Consider the following 16,263-nt stretch of genomic DNA (forward strand, 5'->3'; position numbering starts at 1 on the left):
GCCCCATGGCCCACCGCCGCTCCAACCACCCCCACCCAGCACAGCCGACGGAAGCGAGCCCCTCGTGCGCCTAGAGCTCCGCGGGATCACGAAGGTCTTCGGACCGCTCGTGGCCAACGACCACATCGACATCACCGTCGAGCCCGGCCAGATCCACGCCCTCCTGGGCGAGAACGGCGCCGGCAAGTCGACCCTCATGAACGTCCTCTACGGCCTCTACCAGCCCGACGGCGGCGAGATCGTCATCGACGGCCAGCCCGTGACGTTCAAGGGCCCCGGCGACGCCGTGGCCGCCGGCATCGGCATGGTCCACCAGCACTTCATGCTCGTGCCCGTCTTCACCGTCGCCGAGTCCGTCGCCCTGGGCTACGAGCCCGCCGGCGTCGCCGGCGTCATCGACGCCAAGGCCGCGGCCTCCAAGGTCAAGGAGATCTCGGAGCGCTTCGGCTTCGACGTCCGCCCCGACGCCTACATCGAGGACCTCCCCGTCGGCGTCCAGCAGCGCGTCGAGATCATCAAGGCCCTCTCCCGCGACGCCAAGGTCCTCATCCTGGACGAGCCCACCGCCGTGCTCACGCCCCAGGAGACCGACGAGCTCATGGACATCATGCGCGAGCTCAAGGCCGTCGGGACCTCCATCGTCTTCATCACCCACAAGCTCCGCGAGATCCGCGAGGTCGCGGACACCATCACGGTCATCCGCCGCGGCAAGGTCGTCGGCACGGCGCTGCCCACGGCCTCGGCCACCGAGCTCGCCGGGCTCATGGTCGGCCACAACGTCTCCCTCGCCGTCGAGAAGGCTCCGGCCCAGCCGGGCGAGGTCGGCCTCGAGATCAAGGACGTCACCGTCGTGGACGATGGCGTCGCCCTCCTCGACGACGTCAGTCTCGAGGTCCGCAACGGCGAGATCCTCGGCGTCGCCGGCGTCCAGGGCAACGGCCAGACCGAGCTCGGCGAGGTCATCCTCGGCCTGATCGCGCCCGCCGCGGGCACCGTCGCCTTCGGTGGTCGCGAGGTCACCGGACTCTCCGTCCACCAGCGCCTCGGAGCCGGCCTCGGCTTCGTCCCCGAGGACCGCTCCACGGACGGCATGGTCGCGGACTTCTCCATCGCCGAGAACATGATCCTCGACCGCTACGACGACCCCGCCTTCGGCGCCGGCCCCTCCATCAGCCCCGCCAAGGTCCGCGCCCACGCCGAGCGCCTGCGCGACGAGTTCGACGTGCGCGTCACCGACGTCGCCGACCCGATCTCCACCCTCTCCGGCGGCAACGCCCAGAAGGCGATCCTCGCCCGCGAGCTCTCCCGCCCGCTCAAGGCCCTCGTCGCCTCCCAGCCCACCCGCGGCCTCGACGTCGGCTCCATCGAGTTCGTCCACAAGCGCATCGTCGAGGAGCGCGACAACGGCACCGCCGTCCTCATCATCTCCAGCGAGCTCGACGAGGTCTACGCCCTCTCCGACCGCATCGCCGTCATGTACCACGGGCGCTTGGTCGGCATCGTCGGGCCGGAGACCCCGCGCGACGTCCTCGGCCTCATGATGGCCGGCGTCCCGCTGGAAGAGGCCCTGTCCCGCACGGACACCGACGCCACCGCGGTCGACCCCGAGGCCGAGGCCACCGGCGCCGCCGGCGGCGCGGCCCTCCTCGGCATCGACGAGTCCGAGCTCGTCACCGACGCCGACGGCACCGTGGCCGGCACCGACCCCAGCACCCCGACCACCGGCGCCGAGAGCGACGCGGTCAGGACCACCGACCCCACCACGAGCGAGGAGAACCGATGAGCCAGGCCACCACCGCGCCGGCCGCCGGCACCGCCGAGGAGCGCCGGGAGGCCAAGCCGCCCGTGCTCCGCCAGATCGCCGAGTCGAGCGTCCTCATGGGCGTCCTCGCGGTCTTCACCGCGATGATCGTGGGGTCCGTCCTCATCCTCATCGCGGACCCGGACGTCCGCGCCGCCTCCAGCTACTTCTTCGCCCGCCCCAGCGACTGGTTCAACGCGGCCGGAACCTCCCTGTCCCAGGCCTACACCGCGCTCGTCCGCGGCGGGATCTTCGACTGGCAGGCCACGACCACCACCCGCATGTGGCGGCCCATGACGGAGACCCTCACAGTCGCCACGCCGCTCATCCTCGCCGGACTCGGCATGGCGGTCGCCTTCCGAGCCGGCCTGTTCAACGTCGGCGGCCAGGGGCAGATCATGCTCGGCGCCATCCTGGGCGGCTACGTCGGCTTCGCCTGGAACCTCCCGACCGGCCTCCACCTCCTGGTCGCCATCATCGGCGCCATCCTCGGCGGCGCCATCTGGGGCGGCATCTCCGGCGTCCTCAAGGCGACCACCGGGGCCAGCGAGGTCATCACGACCATCATGCTCAACTCGATCGCCACCTACCTGCTGGCGCACGTCCTCACCACGGACGCCTTCATCGGCGCGGGCAACGCCAACCCCAAGTCGCTGTCGGTCGCGGAGAACGCCGAGTACCCGCTGCTCCTGGGGGGCTCCTTCCGCCTCCACCTCGGTTTCGTCGTCGCGCTCCTGGCGGCCCTCTTCGTCTGGTGGCTCCTCGAGCGCAGCGAGATCGGCTTCCAGTTCCGCGCCACCGGCCTCAACCCCGACGCCGCCCGCACCGCCGGCATCAACGTGCCCAAGGTGACCGCCCTCGTCATGATCGTCTCCGGCGCCCTGTGCGGCCTCGCCGCCACCGGCCCCGTCCTCGGCACCCAGCACTACCTCACGACCTCGATCGCCGGCACGGTCGGCTTCGACGCCATGACCGTCGCGCTGCTCGGCCGCTCGACCCCGCTCGGCACGGTCCTGGCGGGCCTGCTCTTCGGAGCCCTCACCGCTGGCGGCACGACCATGCAGGCCGCCACGGGCACCCCGATCGACATCGTCCTGGTCCTCCAGTCCACGATCGTCCTGTTCATCGCCGCCCCGCCGCTCGTCCGCGCCATCTACCGCCTTCCCGCACCGGGCTCCTGGAGGCGCAAGCAGCGCGACGCTGCCCGCGCCGCCGCCCCGACCACCGCCGGACAGGAGGCCTGAGCCATGAGCACCGCCACCACCGCCCCCGCCGCCAGCCGCGCGGCCGCCGCCACGAGCGGTGAGGTCCGCGAACCCATCGCCCTCAAGATGCCTGTCACGGGCGTCGTCGTCTCCCTCCTGTGCGTCCTCATGGCCGCCACCGCTCATGGCACGACCTCCTTCAAGGTCGCCACGAGCGCGGACTTCTTCCAGATCTCCGACGTCACCGTCGGCGCCCGGGGCACCATCCTCGTCATGCTCGTCGTCGCCCTGGCTGCGACCGCGTTCGCGTGGCTCAGGGCCGTCGCCCGCCGTCGCGTGGCCGCCTGGGTCGGGATCGTCCTCGGCCTCGCCTTCGTCCTGGCCTTCCTCACCTGGGCCGGCGCCGGCCGCTCGACCGTCATGCCCCTCGTGACGATCCTGTCCTCGACCCTCGCGCTATCCGTCCCCCTCGTCTTCGGCGGTCTCGCCGGCGTCATCGGCGAGCGCTCCGGCACGATCAACATCGCCATCGAGGGACAGCTCCTCGGAGGCGCCTTCCTCGGCGCCGTCGTCGCCTCCGCCGCGGGCAGCCCCTGGATCGGCCTCGTCGCCGCACCGGTCGCCGGCGTGCTCGTCGCGCTGCTCCTGGCACTGTTCGGCCTCAAGTACCGGGTCAACCAGGTCGTCGTCGGCGTCGTCCTCAACGTCCTCGTCTCGGGCCTCACGAGCTTCCTGTTCTCCACGCTCCTCACGGACTCGAAGAACCTCAACCAGGCCATGCACCTGCCGACCCTGCCGATCCCGGTCCTCGCGGAGATCCCCGTCATCGGTCCCGTCCTGTTCAAGCAGACGATCCTCGTCTACCTCATGTACCTGGCCGTCGCGGTGCTGTCCTTCATGCTGTTCCGCTCGCGCTGGGGCCTGCGGATGCGAGCCGTCGGCGAGCACCCCAAGGCGGCGGACACCGTCGGCATCAAGGTCATGCGCACCCGCGTCAACAACCTCATGCTCGGCGGTGCGCTCGCCGGCCTGGGCGGCGCCTTCTTCACGATCGGCTCCGGTCTGTCCTTCACCAAGGACATCTCCGCCGGCAACGGCTACATCGCCCTGGCCGCCATGATCCTCGGCGCCTGGAACCCGGTGGGCACGCTGTACGCGGCGCTGCTGTTCGGCTTCGCGACCTCCGTCGGTCAGACGCTCTCCGTCGTCGGTACGCCGATCCCGTCGAACTTCATCCTCATGATCCCCTACATCGTGACGATTCTGGCCGTCGCAGGCTTCGTCGGGAAGGTCCGCGCCCCCGCCGCCGAGGGCGTCCCCTACCCGTGATCGGCGCTCCCGCCCGACCGTGTCGGCCCGTCCCGGACTCCCCGGGGCGGGTCGACCCGCGCCCGGGGCCGGTGGGGACGGGGCCTTGCCGTGGCCCCCTCGCTGAGCTCGGCGCGACCCGCGCGCTGGGCTCGGTCCGCACGACGGCGAGTCGGCGCGCCCGCACGCGGCCGACGCGCGCGGGCGGGCGCAGGCTCGCCAGCCCCCGTGGCTTTGCGCGATGATGAGCCGGTGACCACTGCAGCACAGGACGTCCCACCCGTCGACGACGAGGTCTGGGAGCGGCTGCGAGCCCTCGCCGTCGACGCCATGGAGCACGCCTACGCCCCGTACTCCCGCTTCCGGGTCGGGGCCGCCGCCCTCGTCGACGACGGGCGCCTCGTCTCGGGCTGCAACGTCGAGAACGCCGGCTACGGCGTCACCCTGTGCGCCGAGTGCGGCCTCGTCTCCGATCTCGTTCGCACCGGGGGAGGGCGCCTCGTCGCCTTCGCCTGCGTCGACGGGCGCGGCGAGGCCTGCTCGCCGTGCGGCCGCTGCCGCCAGGTCCTCTCCGAGCACGCGGCCCCCGGCATGCTCCTCTCCATGCCCGGAGGCACGATGACGATCGACGAGGTCCTGCCCGGCCGCTTCACCGACGGAGACCTCGCGGCCGTCCCCGGCGCCGCCACCGCCGCGACCGGCCCCGCCAGCTGACCCCCCTGCCCCGAGATCGGGACATCCTGACCTCGAGATCGGGACATCCTGCCCGCCGGCACCCGCAGCCCGGCCGCCGACGGCGCAGCCGCAGGCACCCACCGCACTCCAAGGAGAACCGCATGACCACCGCCCCCGACGTCGAGCCCTTCGACGCCGTCGACGTCATCGCCGCCAAGCGCGACCGCGCCCGCCTCACCGACGCCCAGATCGACTGGGTCATCGACGCCTACACCCGCGGCGCCGTCGCCGACGAGCAGATGAGCGCGCTGGCCATGGCGATCTACCTCAACGGCATGGACCGCGCCGAGATCGCCCGCTGGACCGACGCCATGATCCGCTCGGGCGAGCGCATGGACTTCTCCGCCCTCGGACGCCCCACCGCGGACAAGCACTCCACCGGTGGCGTCGGCGACAAGATCACCCTCCCGCTCGCCCCGCTCGTCGCCGTCTTCGGCGTCAGCGTCCCCCAGCTCTCCGGCCGCGGCCTCGGGCACACCGGCGGCACCCTCGACAAGCTCGAGTCGATCCCCGGCTGGCGCGCGGCCCTCACCAATGAGGAGATCGACGCCATGCTCGGGACCGAGGGCCCCGGCGCCGTCATCTGCGCCGCCGGCTCCGGTCTCGCCCCCGCCGACAAGAAGCTCTACGCCCTGCGCGACACCACCGGCACCGTCTCCTGCATCCCGCTCATCGCCTCCTCGGTCATGTCCAAGAAGATCGCCGAGGGCACCGGTGCCCTGGTCCTCGACGTCAAGGTCGGCTCCGGCGCCTTCATGAAGGAGATGGCCCAGGCCCGGGAGCTCGCGGAGACCATGGTCGCCCTCGGCCAGGACGCCGGCACCGCCACCCGCGCCCTCCTCACCGACATGTCCACGCCGCTCGGCCTCACCGCCGGCAACGCCCTCGAGGTCCGCGAGGCCGTCGAGGTCCTCTCCGGCGGCGGCCCGGCCGACGTCGTCGACCTCACCGTCGCCCTCGCCTCCGAGATGCTCGACGCCGCCGGCCACCCGGTGGAGGAGCCCGAGCTGCGGGCAGCCCTCGCCGACGGCCGAGCCATGGACGTGTGGCGCGAGATGATCCGCCGCCAGGACGGCGACCCCGACGCGCCCCTGCCCGTCGCCCCCGAGACCGAGACCGTCACCGCCCCCGACGACGGCGTCCTCACCGAGCTCGACGCCCTCAGCGTCGGCGTGGCCGCCTGGCGCCTCGGCGCCGGACGCGCCCGCAAGGAGGACCCGGTCCAGGCCGTCGCCGGCGTCGAGATGCACGCCAAGCCCGGCGACGCCGTCCGCAAGGGCCAGACCCTCCTCACCCTCCACACTGAGACCCCGGAGCGCTTCGGCCGGGCCCTGGAGGCCCTCGCCGGCGGGCTCACCATCTCGGAGCCCGGCTCGCAGGCTGCGCAGGACGCGATCGCGCGCCGGGAGGCCGGCGTCGTCCTCGACAGGATCGCCTGAGCCGTGAGTGACCGGTCGAGCACCAGCGGCGCCACCGCCCCCGCCCCGGTCCGCGGGGCGCCCGAGGGGACCGACCTCGAGAACGCCCTCGCCGAGCGCTTCCTGCGCTACAGCGCCGTCCCCAGCCAGTCCGACGCCGCGCGAACCGGGCTCCCCACGAGCGAGGGGCAGCGCGAGCTCGCCCGGCTGCTCGCCGACGAGCTCACCGCCGCCGGCGCCGCCGACGTCCACCTCTCGGAGACGAGCGTTCTCACCGCGAGGATCCCGGCGACCGACCCGGCCGCGCCCGCGATCGGCTTCTGCACCCACCTCGACACCGTCGACTCCGGACTGAGCCCCGTCGTCCGCGCCCGCGTCGTCGACTACGACGGCGTCTCCCACGGTGGCGACCTCGTCCAGGACGCCGCGACCGGCACCGCCATCCGCCTCGCCGACCACCCCGAGCTGGCCCGCTACGCCGGGCAGAGGATCCTCGTCTCCGACGGCACGAGCGTGCTCGGCGCCGACGACAAGGCCGGCGTCTCCACGGTCATGCAGCTCGCGTGCGACCTCCTCGCTGCCGACTCGCGGACCGGGGCGGGGGAGCCCCACGGCGACGTCGTCCTCTCCTTCGTCCCCGACGAGGAGATCGGCCTGCGCGGCGTGCGGACCATGGAGCTCGACCGCTTCGACGTCGCGTGGGCCTACACCCTCGACTCCTGCGAGCTCGGCGAGGTCGTCGAGGAGACCTTCAACGCCGCCACCTGCACCCTCACGGTCACCGGCGTCGCCACCCACCCGATGCGCGGGAAGGGCGTCCTCGTCAACCCGATCCTCATCGCCGCCGAGGTCATCGACCGCCTCGACCCGTCGGAGACCCCGGAGTGGACGGAGGGCCGCGAGGGCTACGTCTGGGTCCACGACGTCGTCGGCGACCAGTCCACCTGCACCCTCACCATCTCCGTCCGGGACCACGACCGCGCCGGCTACGAGGAGAAGAAGGCGCGCCTCCAGCGGATCGTCGAGGAGGTCGCCGCCGCCCACCCGCGCGCCGGCCTCGAGCTCGTCATCGACGACGTCTACGCCAACCTCGCCGACGCCCGCACGAGCGCCAACGAGCACGCCCTCGCCCACGTCTACACGGCCCTGGACCGCCTCGGCATCGCGCCGATCCCGCTCGCCATGCGCGGCGGCACCGACGGCTCCTGGCTGTCGACGCAGGGGATCTTCACGCCCAACGTCTTCACCGGGGCCCACAACTTCCACTCGGCGGCGGAGCTGCTGCCCCTGCCGTCCTTCGCGGCCAGCTACCGCGTGTGCCGCGAGCTCGTCCGCCTCGCCGCCGGCGGCTGAGCCCGTAGCCTGGGCCCCGAACCGACACCCGGCACCCGCCCGCCCCGGCCGGCGCCACCACCCCGATCCGAGAGGAAACCCATGACCCAGCGCAGCGACGTCGCCGCCATCATCGACCACACCCTCCTCAAGCCCGAGGCCACCGGCGAGCAGGTGGCCGCCCTCATCGCGCAGGGCGCCGAGCTCGGCACCTTCTCCGTGTGCGTCTCCCCGAACCAGCTGCCCGTCGAGGTTCCCGAGGGCCTCAAGGTCGCGACCGTCTGCGGCTTCCCCTCGGGCGCCCACGCCACGAGCGTCAAGGCCGCCGAGGCCGCCGACTCCGTCGCCAAGGGCGCGGACGAGGTCGACATGGTCGTCAACCTCAAGCAGGTCAAGGAGCACGACTACGACGCCGTCGAGGCGGACGTCCGCGCCGTCAAGGAGGCCGTGGGGGAGAAGCTCCTCAAGGTCATCATCGAGTCCGCGGCCCTCAACGACGAGGAGATCGTGGCCGTCTGCGAGGCCTCCGAGCGGGCCGGCGCCGACTTCGTCAAGACCTCGACGGGCTTCCACCCGGCGGGCGGCGCCTCCGTGCACGCCGTCGAGCTCATGCGCGCCACCGTCGGCGACCGCCTCGGCGTCAAGGCCTCCGGCGGCATCCGCGACGCGGCCACGGCCCTCGCCATGATCGAGGCCGGCGCCTCGCGCCTGGGCGTCTCCGCCTCGGTCGCCATCCTGGAGGGCCTCGAGGACTGACCCCGGGCCCCCTGACGGGGCCCCGAGGAGGCCTTGAGCGGCCCCGACCGGCATCCGCCGGTCGGGGCCGCTCGTGCGTGACGGGGCGCCCCTCGGGGTGGAGCCCCGCCGTCTTGAAAGTTTCGGGTACCCGAAACTATGCTGCGCACCATGAGAACAGTTATCGTTAGTTCCCGACGCCGCTTCCTCTCCCTCCTCGGTGTCACCGCCCTGCTCCCCCTGGCCGCCTGCGGCGAGACCCGCGGAGCCTCGGAGGCCTCCACCGACGACACCACCCTCAAGGTCGTCGGATCGACCACCCAGGTCTGCGACTACGCCACCCGCATCGCCGAGGCCGCCTCGGGCGTCGCGCTGACCCGCACCGGAGCGGACGGATCCGTCGAGACGCTCGGCGCCGACCCCGCCTCCGCCTCCGTCCACGTCGCCCTCACCTGCCTGCTGGCCCCCAACGCCTCGGCGCACGAGCACGAGATGACCGCCGCCCAGTCCCGGGCCCTCGCCGAGGCCGACCTCTTCCTCGTCTCCGGCGTCGACCTCGAGCACTTCCTCGACGACGCCGTCTCCGCCACGGGGTTCAAGGGCCGCATGGTCGTCACCTCGGGGGTCCTCGGCGCCGTCGACGTCGACGACCTCGACTCCGAGGTGGACAAGGAGAAGGGGCTGCCCTACACCGTCGACAGGGGCTCCGGCGCCGTGGACGTCGCGCCCTGGCCCTTCCCCCCTGAGGACGGGGAGGGCCAGCCCGAGTTCCGCTTCGACCCCCACGTGTGGACCTCTCCGCGCAACGCCTCCGTCCAGGCCGCCAACGTCGGGCGCGCGCTCGAGGCGGCCGCGCCCGCGGGCGCCGAGGCCCTGCGGACCGGCGTCGACGCCTACCAGCGTCTCCTCGACCTCCTCGACCAGTGGGTCCGCGACAGCATCGCCACCGTCCCCGAGAAGAGCCGCGTCCTGTTCACCAGCCACGACGCCTTCGGCTACTTCTCCAAGGAGTACGGCGTCCGCTTCGAGGGCGCGGCCCTCTCGGACTTCAACGCACAGCAGGACGCGACCGCGCAGAAGATCCAGGAGACGGTCGACGCCGTGCGGGCCTCCGGAGCGGTCGCGATCTTCGCCGAGAACTCCAACAACCCCAAGTCGATCCAGAAGGTCGCCGACCTCGCCGGCGTCCGGGCCGTCATCGGCGACGAGGCCCTCTACGGCGACTCCCTCGGCGCGCCGGGCTCCGACGGCGAGACCTACGTCGGCTCGATCCTCCACAACGTCACCAACCTCGTCGTCGCCTGGGGCGGCACCGCGGCCGAGCTGCCCGAGGACCTTCGACCCTGGGCGCCCACGGACGTGGTGGAGCCGTGATGCCCCCGGTCCGGGTGAGCCTGCGGGATGCCTCCCTCTCGTACGGGCGGACCCCCGTCGTCACCGGGCTCGTCGGCCAGGTCCGCGCCGGCGAGGCCCTGGCCCTCCTCGGCCCCAACGGCTCCGGCAAGACGACGCTCCTGCGCGCCCTGCTCGGCATGGTCCGCGTCGTCTCGGGCGGCGTCGAGGCGGTTGGGGCGGAGCCGGGGCGCGCGCGCCCCGGCTCGATCGGCTACGTGCCGCAGATCGCGGACCTCGACCCGTCCTTCCCCGTCACCGCCCTCGACGTCGTCCTCATGGGCACCCACCCGCGCCTCGGGCTCGGGCGGCGGCCCGGCAGGCGCGAGCGCGAGGCGAGCCTCCGCGCTCTCGAGGCCGTAGGGCTCGGCGACGCGGCCCGGCGCCGCTTCGGCGAGCTCTCCGGCGGGCAGCAGCAGAGGACCCTCCTCGCCCGGTGCCTCGTGGCCGACCCCGAGCTTGTCCTGCTCGACGAGCCCTTCAACGGGCTCGATCAGCCGAACCGGGACGCGCTCCTCAGCATCCTCGAGGATCTCAAGGGGCGCGGCGCCGCCGTTGTGGTCTCGACGCACGACCTGGTCCTCGCCAGGGAGGCCTGCGACAAGGCCGTCCTCCTCGCCGGCAGGCAGGTCGCCTTCGGGCGCCGCGACGACGTCCTCGTCCCGCGGCTCATCGAGGAGGCCTACGGCGCCGGGGCGGTCGTCCGGTGACGGCCGCCCAGGCGGGTGCGCCCCTCCTGCTCGGCGGGGACGGGTCGCTCCTCGTGAGCCTCCTGACCGTCCCCTACCTCCTCCGGGCGCTCGTGCTCGTCGTCGTGCTCGGCCTCGCCTGCGCCCCCGTGGGCGCGCTCGTCAACCTCAGGCGCGCCGAGTTCTCCGCCGAGGCCCTCGTGCACGCGGTCTTCCCGGGCGTCGTCGTCGGCGCGGTCCTGTGGGGGAGGGAGGGCATCGTCCCGACGGCCATGGTCGTCGGGGCGGTGGCCGCCGCCGTCCTCTCGCGCTCCGGCGTGCGGGCCCGACGGGACGCCTCCGAGGCCGGCACCGCCGTGGTCCTCACGACCTTCTTCTCGGTCGGGCTCGTCATCCTGCTCGCCGAGGGCGACATGTCCGGCCAGCTCGAGGCGCTCATGTTCGGGCGCCTCCTGGAGGTGACCGGCCCCCGCCTCGTCCAGGCGCTCGTCGCCTGCGCGCTCGGTCTCGTCGCCGTGGCAGTCACCTGGAAGGAGCAGGTGGCGAGGGCCTTCGACCCCGTCGGGGCGAGGTCCGGGCGCCCGCGTCCCGAGACGCTGGACCTCGTGCTCGAGCTCGCGCTCGCGGCCGTCGTCGTGGCCGGCGCCGCTGCGGTGGGGACCCTGCTCGTCATCGCCTACGTCGTCCTGCCCGCCTGCGCCGGGCGCGTCCTCGCCGGGACCGTGAGGGGGCAGGTCTTCGTCGCCGCGGCCGTCAGCGTCGCGAGCGGTGTCGTCGGCCTCCTCCTGGCGATCTCGCCGGCCCCCAGGCCGGTCTCGCCCCAGGCCGTCATCGTCCTCGTCATGGCCGTCGTGCTCGTCGTGGCGGCGGCGGGGGCGCGGCGCCGAGGGGGTGGCGCCGCGTGAGCGTCTCATGGTCCCTCCTCGTGCTGCCGCTCGTCGAGTGCCTCGTCATGGGCGCCGCGGCGGGTGCGGTCGGAGCCCTGGCCGTCGCGAGCAGACGCGTCTTCCTCGCAGAGGCGCTCACGCACGCGACCTTCCCGGGCGCCGTCGTCGGCGTCGTGGTCGCGAGCCAGGTCGGCGGACTCCTGGGCGGCGGGCGCGTCGGCTTCACGGCGCTGTCCCTCGCCCTCGTGGTCGGGGCGGCCCTCGCCTGCCTGCCGATGGTCGCGCTGACGCGCTGGCTCTCCGGGGTGCCCGGCCTGTCCTCCCAGGCGGCGGCGGGCGCCGTCCTGTCCCTGGGCTTCGGCGGGGGGTACCTGCTGTCCCGGTGGTTCGCGCCGCTTCCGCTCAAGGTCGACGGCTTCCTCGCGGGGTCGGTCCTCAACGTCGGGTGGACCGACGTCGTCCTCGCCGGGGCGGTCGCGGTGCTCGTGCTACTCGTGCAGGTGCTCGTCGGGCACCGGATCGCCGCCGTCGCCTTCGATCCCCTGGGGTACCGCGCCGGCGGGCTGAGCGTCGGCGCGGTCGACGTCGTCGTCATGGTGCTCGTCTGCCTGACCGTCGCCGCGCTCGTTCCGGCCGTCGGGACGGTCCTGCCCATCGCGCTCCTCGCGGCGCCGGCGGCGTCGGCGTGGCCCGGCGCCCGCTCCGTGCCCTCGCTCGTGCGCCGGTCGGCGCTGCTCGGCGCAGTCGTGTGCGTCGTCGGCCTGCTCCTGGCCGTCCGGCTGGAGCTGAGCGCGGGCGGCGTCATCGGGGTCCTGTGCGGTGCGGTCCTCGGAGCCTCGCGGATCCGGAGGGGGTGAGATCACCATTAACGATAATGAGAATCACCTACAGTGAGAGTCCCGTCCGCCCGGCACCACCGGAGCGGGCCCCGATCAACATGAGAGAGAAGCCCATGAGGACACGACTGCGCCTCCCCGCGCTCCTGGCGGCGATGCTCTCCCTGGTGCTGGGGCTCCTGGCGCCCACCGCGTTGGCCGCGGACAGAACCGTCATCAGCGAGAACCACACCGACGCCTTCTACGTCGTCACCACGGGCGGCGCACCGGTCGTCAAGGTCGCCAACGGCATCCGCAACACGCTGTACACGCCCGACGACACCGTCTTCGCGATCAGCCCCACGACGTACTCGAAGGAGAACAGGCTCTCGGGCCTCTCCCCGGAGCCGATCGAGGGCTACTGCACCGGCAGCTGGGACGCCGACCGCTACTTCGAGCCGGGATGGTCCGCGCCGGGGTTCCGCGAGAACGGCTTCGAACGCATGAGGATCGACTTCACCGCGGTCACCGGACCGGGCCGGATCGCCATCGTCGGCAACGACCCCCTCGGCCAGGACGAGCACACCACCTCGCCCTACCTCGCCGACGGCCGGTACGACGTCGAGCCCGGCGCCTCCCTGCCGATCCTCGGGCACACGCACGCCCACTGGTTCCTCCAGCGCAGCGGCGAGTACACGATCACCGGCCGGGCCGTGGGGACCCGCGCCGACGGGACGGAGTCCGCCTCCCAGCCCTTCACGGTGACCTTCCGGGTCGAGCGCAACGACGCCGACACCCGCCCGTCCGCCCCGGCGCCCACGACCTCCCCGTCGGCGCCCACGAGCGCTCGGCCCGCGCCGTCGGCCTCCGCATCGGCCCCGGCCGCGCCGTCGGCTCCCTCCACCGCCCGGCCCAGCGAGCGCCCGACGTCGTCCCCGTCCCCGGGGACCGGCCCCGTCGTGAGCCGTGAGAAGGTCGAGATCCGACGCGGCCACGTCGACCTCCTCAACGTCATCGCCCACGACGGCCGCCTGGCGCTGACCGTCAAGGACGACACCGGGGTCTCCCCGGTGCTCCGCAGCCCGGAGTCCGTCACCGTACACGTGCCCGGGCGCACGTGGACGAGGCTCCCGGCCAGGCTCCACGGGCGCCTCCTGCCCGCCGCCTACTACCTCCCCTCCACCGGGCAGAACCAGGACGTCGCCCCGTTCCCCGGCTGGGACACCAACGGGGTCCGCCCGGACTTCGGCGCCGTCGACCTCGAGCTCGTCGACGTCCGCGGCCCCGGCCGCGTCCTCGCCTTCGGGACGGGGCTCGGCGGCGCCCTCACCTCCCCGCTCGCCTCGGGCTCCTTCGACCTCCGCGCCGGCGAGGTCATCCACCAGGCCCACCCCGCCCACGTGCACACCAACTGGCTCTTCGAGAAGCCCGGGACCTACACGATGACCGTCCGGGCCGCCTCCACCTCGGCCGAGGGGAAGCGGGTCGTCTCCGAGCCCGCCACCTACACGTGGGTCGTCGAGGAGAACGGCGCGGCCGACGACGCGAGCGCGCCGGCCACGGCGCCGGCGTCACGCGGGGTCTCCCCGGCGACGGCGGCTCCTGCTGCGCCGAGCGCGCCGACCGCCCCGAGCGCTCCGTCACAGGCCGGGACCCCTGAGGGGCTCTCCACCGCCGCCACGACGAACGCCGTCGCCTCCGCTGCTGGAACGGCCTCCGGCGCCCCGGCGAACGCCGCCGCCTCGTCGACGCCGACCGCGGCGGGCGCGGTCGCCGGGGCCACGGCCTCCGCCGACGAGCGCTCCTCGGCCCTGGCGCGCACGGGCGGCGCCGCGACGCCGGGCGTCCTCGCCGCTGCAGGCGGGGCGGTGGGCCTCGGCGCCCTGGGCCTTCTCGTGCGGCGTCGCGGTTGAGACGTCGTCGGGCGCACCGCCGGCAGGGCCTCGGCCCCGCCACCATCCTCCGGGGCGGGCGTCATGACGTCCCGATCTCGCGGTTATGACGTCCCGATCTCGCGGTCAGGACGTCCCGATCTCGGCGAGACAGAGGGAGGTCCCGGTCAGCGAACGCTGACCGGGACCTCCTTGCGTCGTGGGCGGTGCTCAGCTGATCCCGAGGACGCCGCGCAGGTCGGACTTGATCTCCTCGAGGCGCTCGGCGGCCGTACGGCGCGCGACCTCGACCGGGTCCTCCGGGTCCACGGGGACGACGACCTCGCAGTAGCACTTGAGCTTCGGCTCGGTGCCCGAGGGACGGATGACGACGCGGTCGTCATCCGCGGTCTTGAAGATGAGGCCGTCCGTGCGCGGGAGCTTCTTGCCGTTGCCGTCGCTGGCGCCGTCGAGCAGGTCGAAGACGTCGACGACGGGGGAGCCGGCCAGGCGGGCGGGAGCGCCGCCGGCGCGCAGGCGCTCCATGGAGTCCGTGATGAAGGAGCGGTCCTCGACGCGCACGCTCAGCGGGCTCGTGAGGTACAGACCGTGCTCGCGGGCCAGGCGGTCGAGCAGGTCGTTGATGGTGCGGCCCTGCTGCTTGAGGACGCTCGCGAGGACGGCGAGGCGCACGGAGGCGGAGATGCCGTCCTTGTCCCGCACGGACAACGGGTCGACGCAGTAGCCGAGGGCCTCCTCGTAGCCGTAGACGAGGTTCGGCACACGGCTGATCCACTTGAAGCCGGTCAGCGTGATGCGGTGGCCGAGGCCGTGGGCCTGGGCGATGCGGCGCAGGAGGCGCGAGGAGACGATCGAGTTCGCGAGGACGCCGGTGCCCGTGAAGGAGGCGAGCTCAGCCGCCTGCTCGCCGAGGACCGAGCCGACCTCGTCGCCCGTGAGCTGGCGCCAGCCGCCGGGGGCGTGCTCGTCCGGGACGGCCGCGGAGCAGCGGTCGGCGTCGGGGTCGTTAGCGATGACGAGGTCCGCGCCGACCTCCTTGGCCAGGGCCAGGGAGAGGTCGAGGGCGCCGGGCTCCTCCGGGTTCGGGAAGGAGACGGTGGGGAAGTCCGGGTCCGGGTCGAACTGCTCGGGGACGACGACGACGTCGTCGAACCCTGCGCGGTAGAGGGCCTCGCGGCAGATCTCGCCGCCGACGCCGTGCATGGCGGTGAGGACGATCTTCAGCGGTGCGGCAGCGCCGGTGCGGGCGACGCGCGAGGCGACGTCCGTGTACTCCTCGATGAGCTCGGTGCCGATCGTCTCCCAGCCGGACTCCGGCATGGGCACCTCGGCGATCGGGCCGACGGCGGCGATGCGGGCGGCGATCTCGCCGTCGAAGGGCGGGACGATCTGGGCGCCCTGGCCGGAGTCGGTGACGGCGCGGCCGCCGAGGTAGACCTTGTAGCCGTTGTCCTGCGGCGGGTTGTGCGACGCGGTCACCATGACGCCGGCGTCGGCGCCGAGGCTGCGCAGCGCGAAGGCGAGGACCGGGGTCGGGGCGCATCGGTCGAAGAGAATCGCCCTGCCGCCCGCGCCGGTGACGACGCTGGCGGTGTCACGGGCGAAGACCTCCGAGTTGTGGCGGGCGTCGTAGCCGATGACGACGGAGAAGCCCTCGCCGAGGGTCTCGCGCAGGTAGGCGGCCAGGCCCGCCGCAGCGCGGATGACGACGACGCGGTTGATGCGGTTGGGGCCGCCGCCGAGCCGCCCGCGCAGCCCGGCGGTGCCGAACTGGAGGGTGCCGGAGAAGGCGTCGGCGAGGGAGGCGGTGGCCTCGGCGTCGCCCGCCTGCGAGGCGGTGAGGAGGGTGCGGAGCTCGTCACGGGTGGTGGCGTCGGGATCCTCGTCGATCCAGGCGGTGACGGCGTTGATGAGGGAGGTCTGGTCAGCGTTGAGAGCGGCCTCGGGGGACTGGGTCATGCATCCGACGCTACCGGGCGCCGGGGCCCGGAAGCGCCCGGAGTGAGCGCGTTCATGGGTGGTGGTGACCACAGTGGGAGGCGCGTCGTCGCAGC

General features: G+C 73.4%; 13 protein-coding genes. 12 read left to right on the forward strand and 1 reads right to left on the reverse strand.

Features of this window, described 5'->3' with window-relative positions:
• Positions 1–64 precede the first annotated feature (64 nt).
• From AXF14_RS07920 to AXF14_RS07975, 12 genes are all read left to right on the forward strand, one after another.
• On the forward strand, positions 65–1,783 hold the full coding sequence (locus AXF14_RS07920; RefSeq protein WP_084355450.1) for an ABC transporter ATP-binding protein: 1,719 nt from the start codon (positions 65–67) through the stop codon (positions 1,781–1,783).
• On the forward strand, positions 1,780–3,045 hold the full coding sequence (locus AXF14_RS07925) for an ABC transporter permease (RefSeq protein ID WP_067942274.1): 1,266 nt from the start codon (positions 1,780–1,782) through the stop codon (positions 3,043–3,045). The genes AXF14_RS07920 and AXF14_RS07925 overlap by 4 nt, the downstream gene beginning before the upstream one ends.
• Positions 3,046–3,048: 3 nt before the next feature.
• Positions 3,049–4,335 carry an ABC transporter permease gene (locus tag AXF14_RS07930; protein ID WP_067942275.1) on the forward strand — a complete coding sequence of 429 codons (1,287 nt, stop codon included), beginning with the start codon at positions 3,049–3,051 and terminating at the stop codon, positions 4,333–4,335.
• A gap of 231 nt (positions 4,336–4,566) precedes the next feature.
• The gene (locus AXF14_RS14145) at positions 4,567–5,028 is read left to right on the forward strand and encodes a cytidine deaminase (protein ID WP_067942282.1); all 462 of its coding nucleotides are present in this window, start codon (positions 4,567–4,569) and stop codon (positions 5,026–5,028) included.
• A gap of 122 nt (positions 5,029–5,150) precedes the next feature.
• Positions 5,151–6,488 carry a thymidine phosphorylase gene (locus AXF14_RS07940; protein WP_067942286.1) on the forward strand — a complete coding sequence of 446 codons (1,338 nt, stop codon included), beginning with the start codon at positions 5,151–5,153 and terminating at the stop codon, positions 6,486–6,488.
• 3 nt (positions 6,489–6,491) lie between these two features.
• A complete protein-coding gene (locus AXF14_RS07945; RefSeq protein ID WP_084355452.1) occupies positions 6,492–7,820 on the forward strand; it encodes a peptidase T in 1,329 nt (442 codons plus the stop codon).
• Positions 7,821–7,901: 81 nt separating this feature from the next.
• Positions 7,902–8,555, forward strand: a complete 654-nt coding sequence (gene deoC, locus AXF14_RS07950; RefSeq protein WP_067942288.1) for a deoxyribose-phosphate aldolase — start codon at positions 7,902–7,904, stop codon at positions 8,553–8,555.
• Positions 8,556–8,705: 150 nt separating this feature from the next.
• Positions 8,706–9,908 (forward strand): metal ABC transporter substrate-binding protein, encoded by a 1,203-nt coding sequence (locus AXF14_RS07955; protein WP_067944219.1) that lies wholly within the window; start codon positions 8,706–8,708, stop codon positions 9,906–9,908.
• Complete coding sequence (locus AXF14_RS07960) at positions 9,908–10,636, forward strand: metal ABC transporter ATP-binding protein (RefSeq protein ID WP_067942289.1); 729 nt, start codon at positions 9,908–9,910, stop codon at positions 10,634–10,636. The genes AXF14_RS07955 and AXF14_RS07960 overlap by 1 nt, the downstream gene beginning before the upstream one ends.
• On the forward strand, positions 10,633–11,520 hold the full coding sequence (locus tag AXF14_RS07965) for a metal ABC transporter permease (protein ID WP_067942290.1): 888 nt from the start codon (positions 10,633–10,635) through the stop codon (positions 11,518–11,520). Before AXF14_RS07960 ends, AXF14_RS07965 begins: the two co-directional genes overlap by 4 nt.
• A complete protein-coding gene (locus AXF14_RS07970; RefSeq protein ID WP_067942291.1) occupies positions 11,517–12,359 on the forward strand; it encodes a metal ABC transporter permease in 843 nt (280 codons plus the stop codon). Before AXF14_RS07965 ends, AXF14_RS07970 begins: the two co-directional genes overlap by 4 nt.
• 95 nt (positions 12,360–12,454) lie before the next feature.
• A complete protein-coding gene (locus AXF14_RS07975; protein WP_169798257.1) occupies positions 12,455–14,230 on the forward strand; it encodes a choice-of-anchor M domain-containing protein in 1,776 nt (591 codons plus the stop codon).
• Positions 14,231–14,419: 189 nt separating this feature from the next.
• On the opposite strand, the gene AXF14_RS07980 is transcribed toward AXF14_RS07975, so the two are convergent.
• The gene (locus AXF14_RS07980) at positions 14,420–16,168 is read right to left on the reverse strand and encodes a phospho-sugar mutase (protein WP_067942293.1); all 1,749 of its coding nucleotides are present in this window, start codon (positions 16,166–16,168) and stop codon (positions 14,420–14,422) included.
• Between the last annotated feature and the right edge of the window lie 95 nt (positions 16,169–16,263).

The organism is Actinomyces radicidentis, assembly GCF_001553565.1.
Classification (GTDB): domain Bacteria; phylum Actinomycetota; class Actinomycetes; order Actinomycetales; family Actinomycetaceae; genus Actinomyces; species Actinomyces radicidentis.

What these genes read in the sequence shown, in the direction of transcription:
- AXF14_RS07930 (WP_067942275.1), top strand. Translation starts at nt 3,049, where the DNA reads ATGAGCACCGCCACCACCGCCCCCGCCGCCAGCCGCGCGGCCGCCGCC.
- AXF14_RS07960 (WP_067942289.1), top strand. Translation starts at nt 9,908, where the DNA reads ATGCCCCCGGTCCGGGTGAGCCTGCGGGATGCCTCCCTCTCGTACGGG.
- AXF14_RS07980 (WP_067942293.1), bottom strand. Translation starts at nt 16,168, where the DNA reads ATGACCCAGTCCCCCGAGGCCGCTCTCAACGCTGACCAGACCTCCCTC.
- deoC (WP_067942288.1), top strand. Translation starts at nt 7,902, where the DNA reads ATGACCCAGCGCAGCGACGTCGCCGCCATCATCGACCACACCCTCCTC.
- AXF14_RS07975 (WP_169798257.1), top strand. Translation starts at nt 12,455, where the DNA reads ATGAGGACACGACTGCGCCTCCCCGCGCTCCTGGCGGCGATGCTCTCC.
- AXF14_RS07940 (WP_067942286.1), top strand. Translation starts at nt 5,151, where the DNA reads ATGACCACCGCCCCCGACGTCGAGCCCTTCGACGCCGTCGACGTCATC.
- AXF14_RS07955 (WP_067944219.1), top strand. Translation starts at nt 8,706, where the DNA reads ATGAGAACAGTTATCGTTAGTTCCCGACGCCGCTTCCTCTCCCTCCTC.
- AXF14_RS07925 (WP_067942274.1), top strand. Translation starts at nt 1,780, where the DNA reads ATGAGCCAGGCCACCACCGCGCCGGCCGCCGGCACCGCCGAGGAGCGC.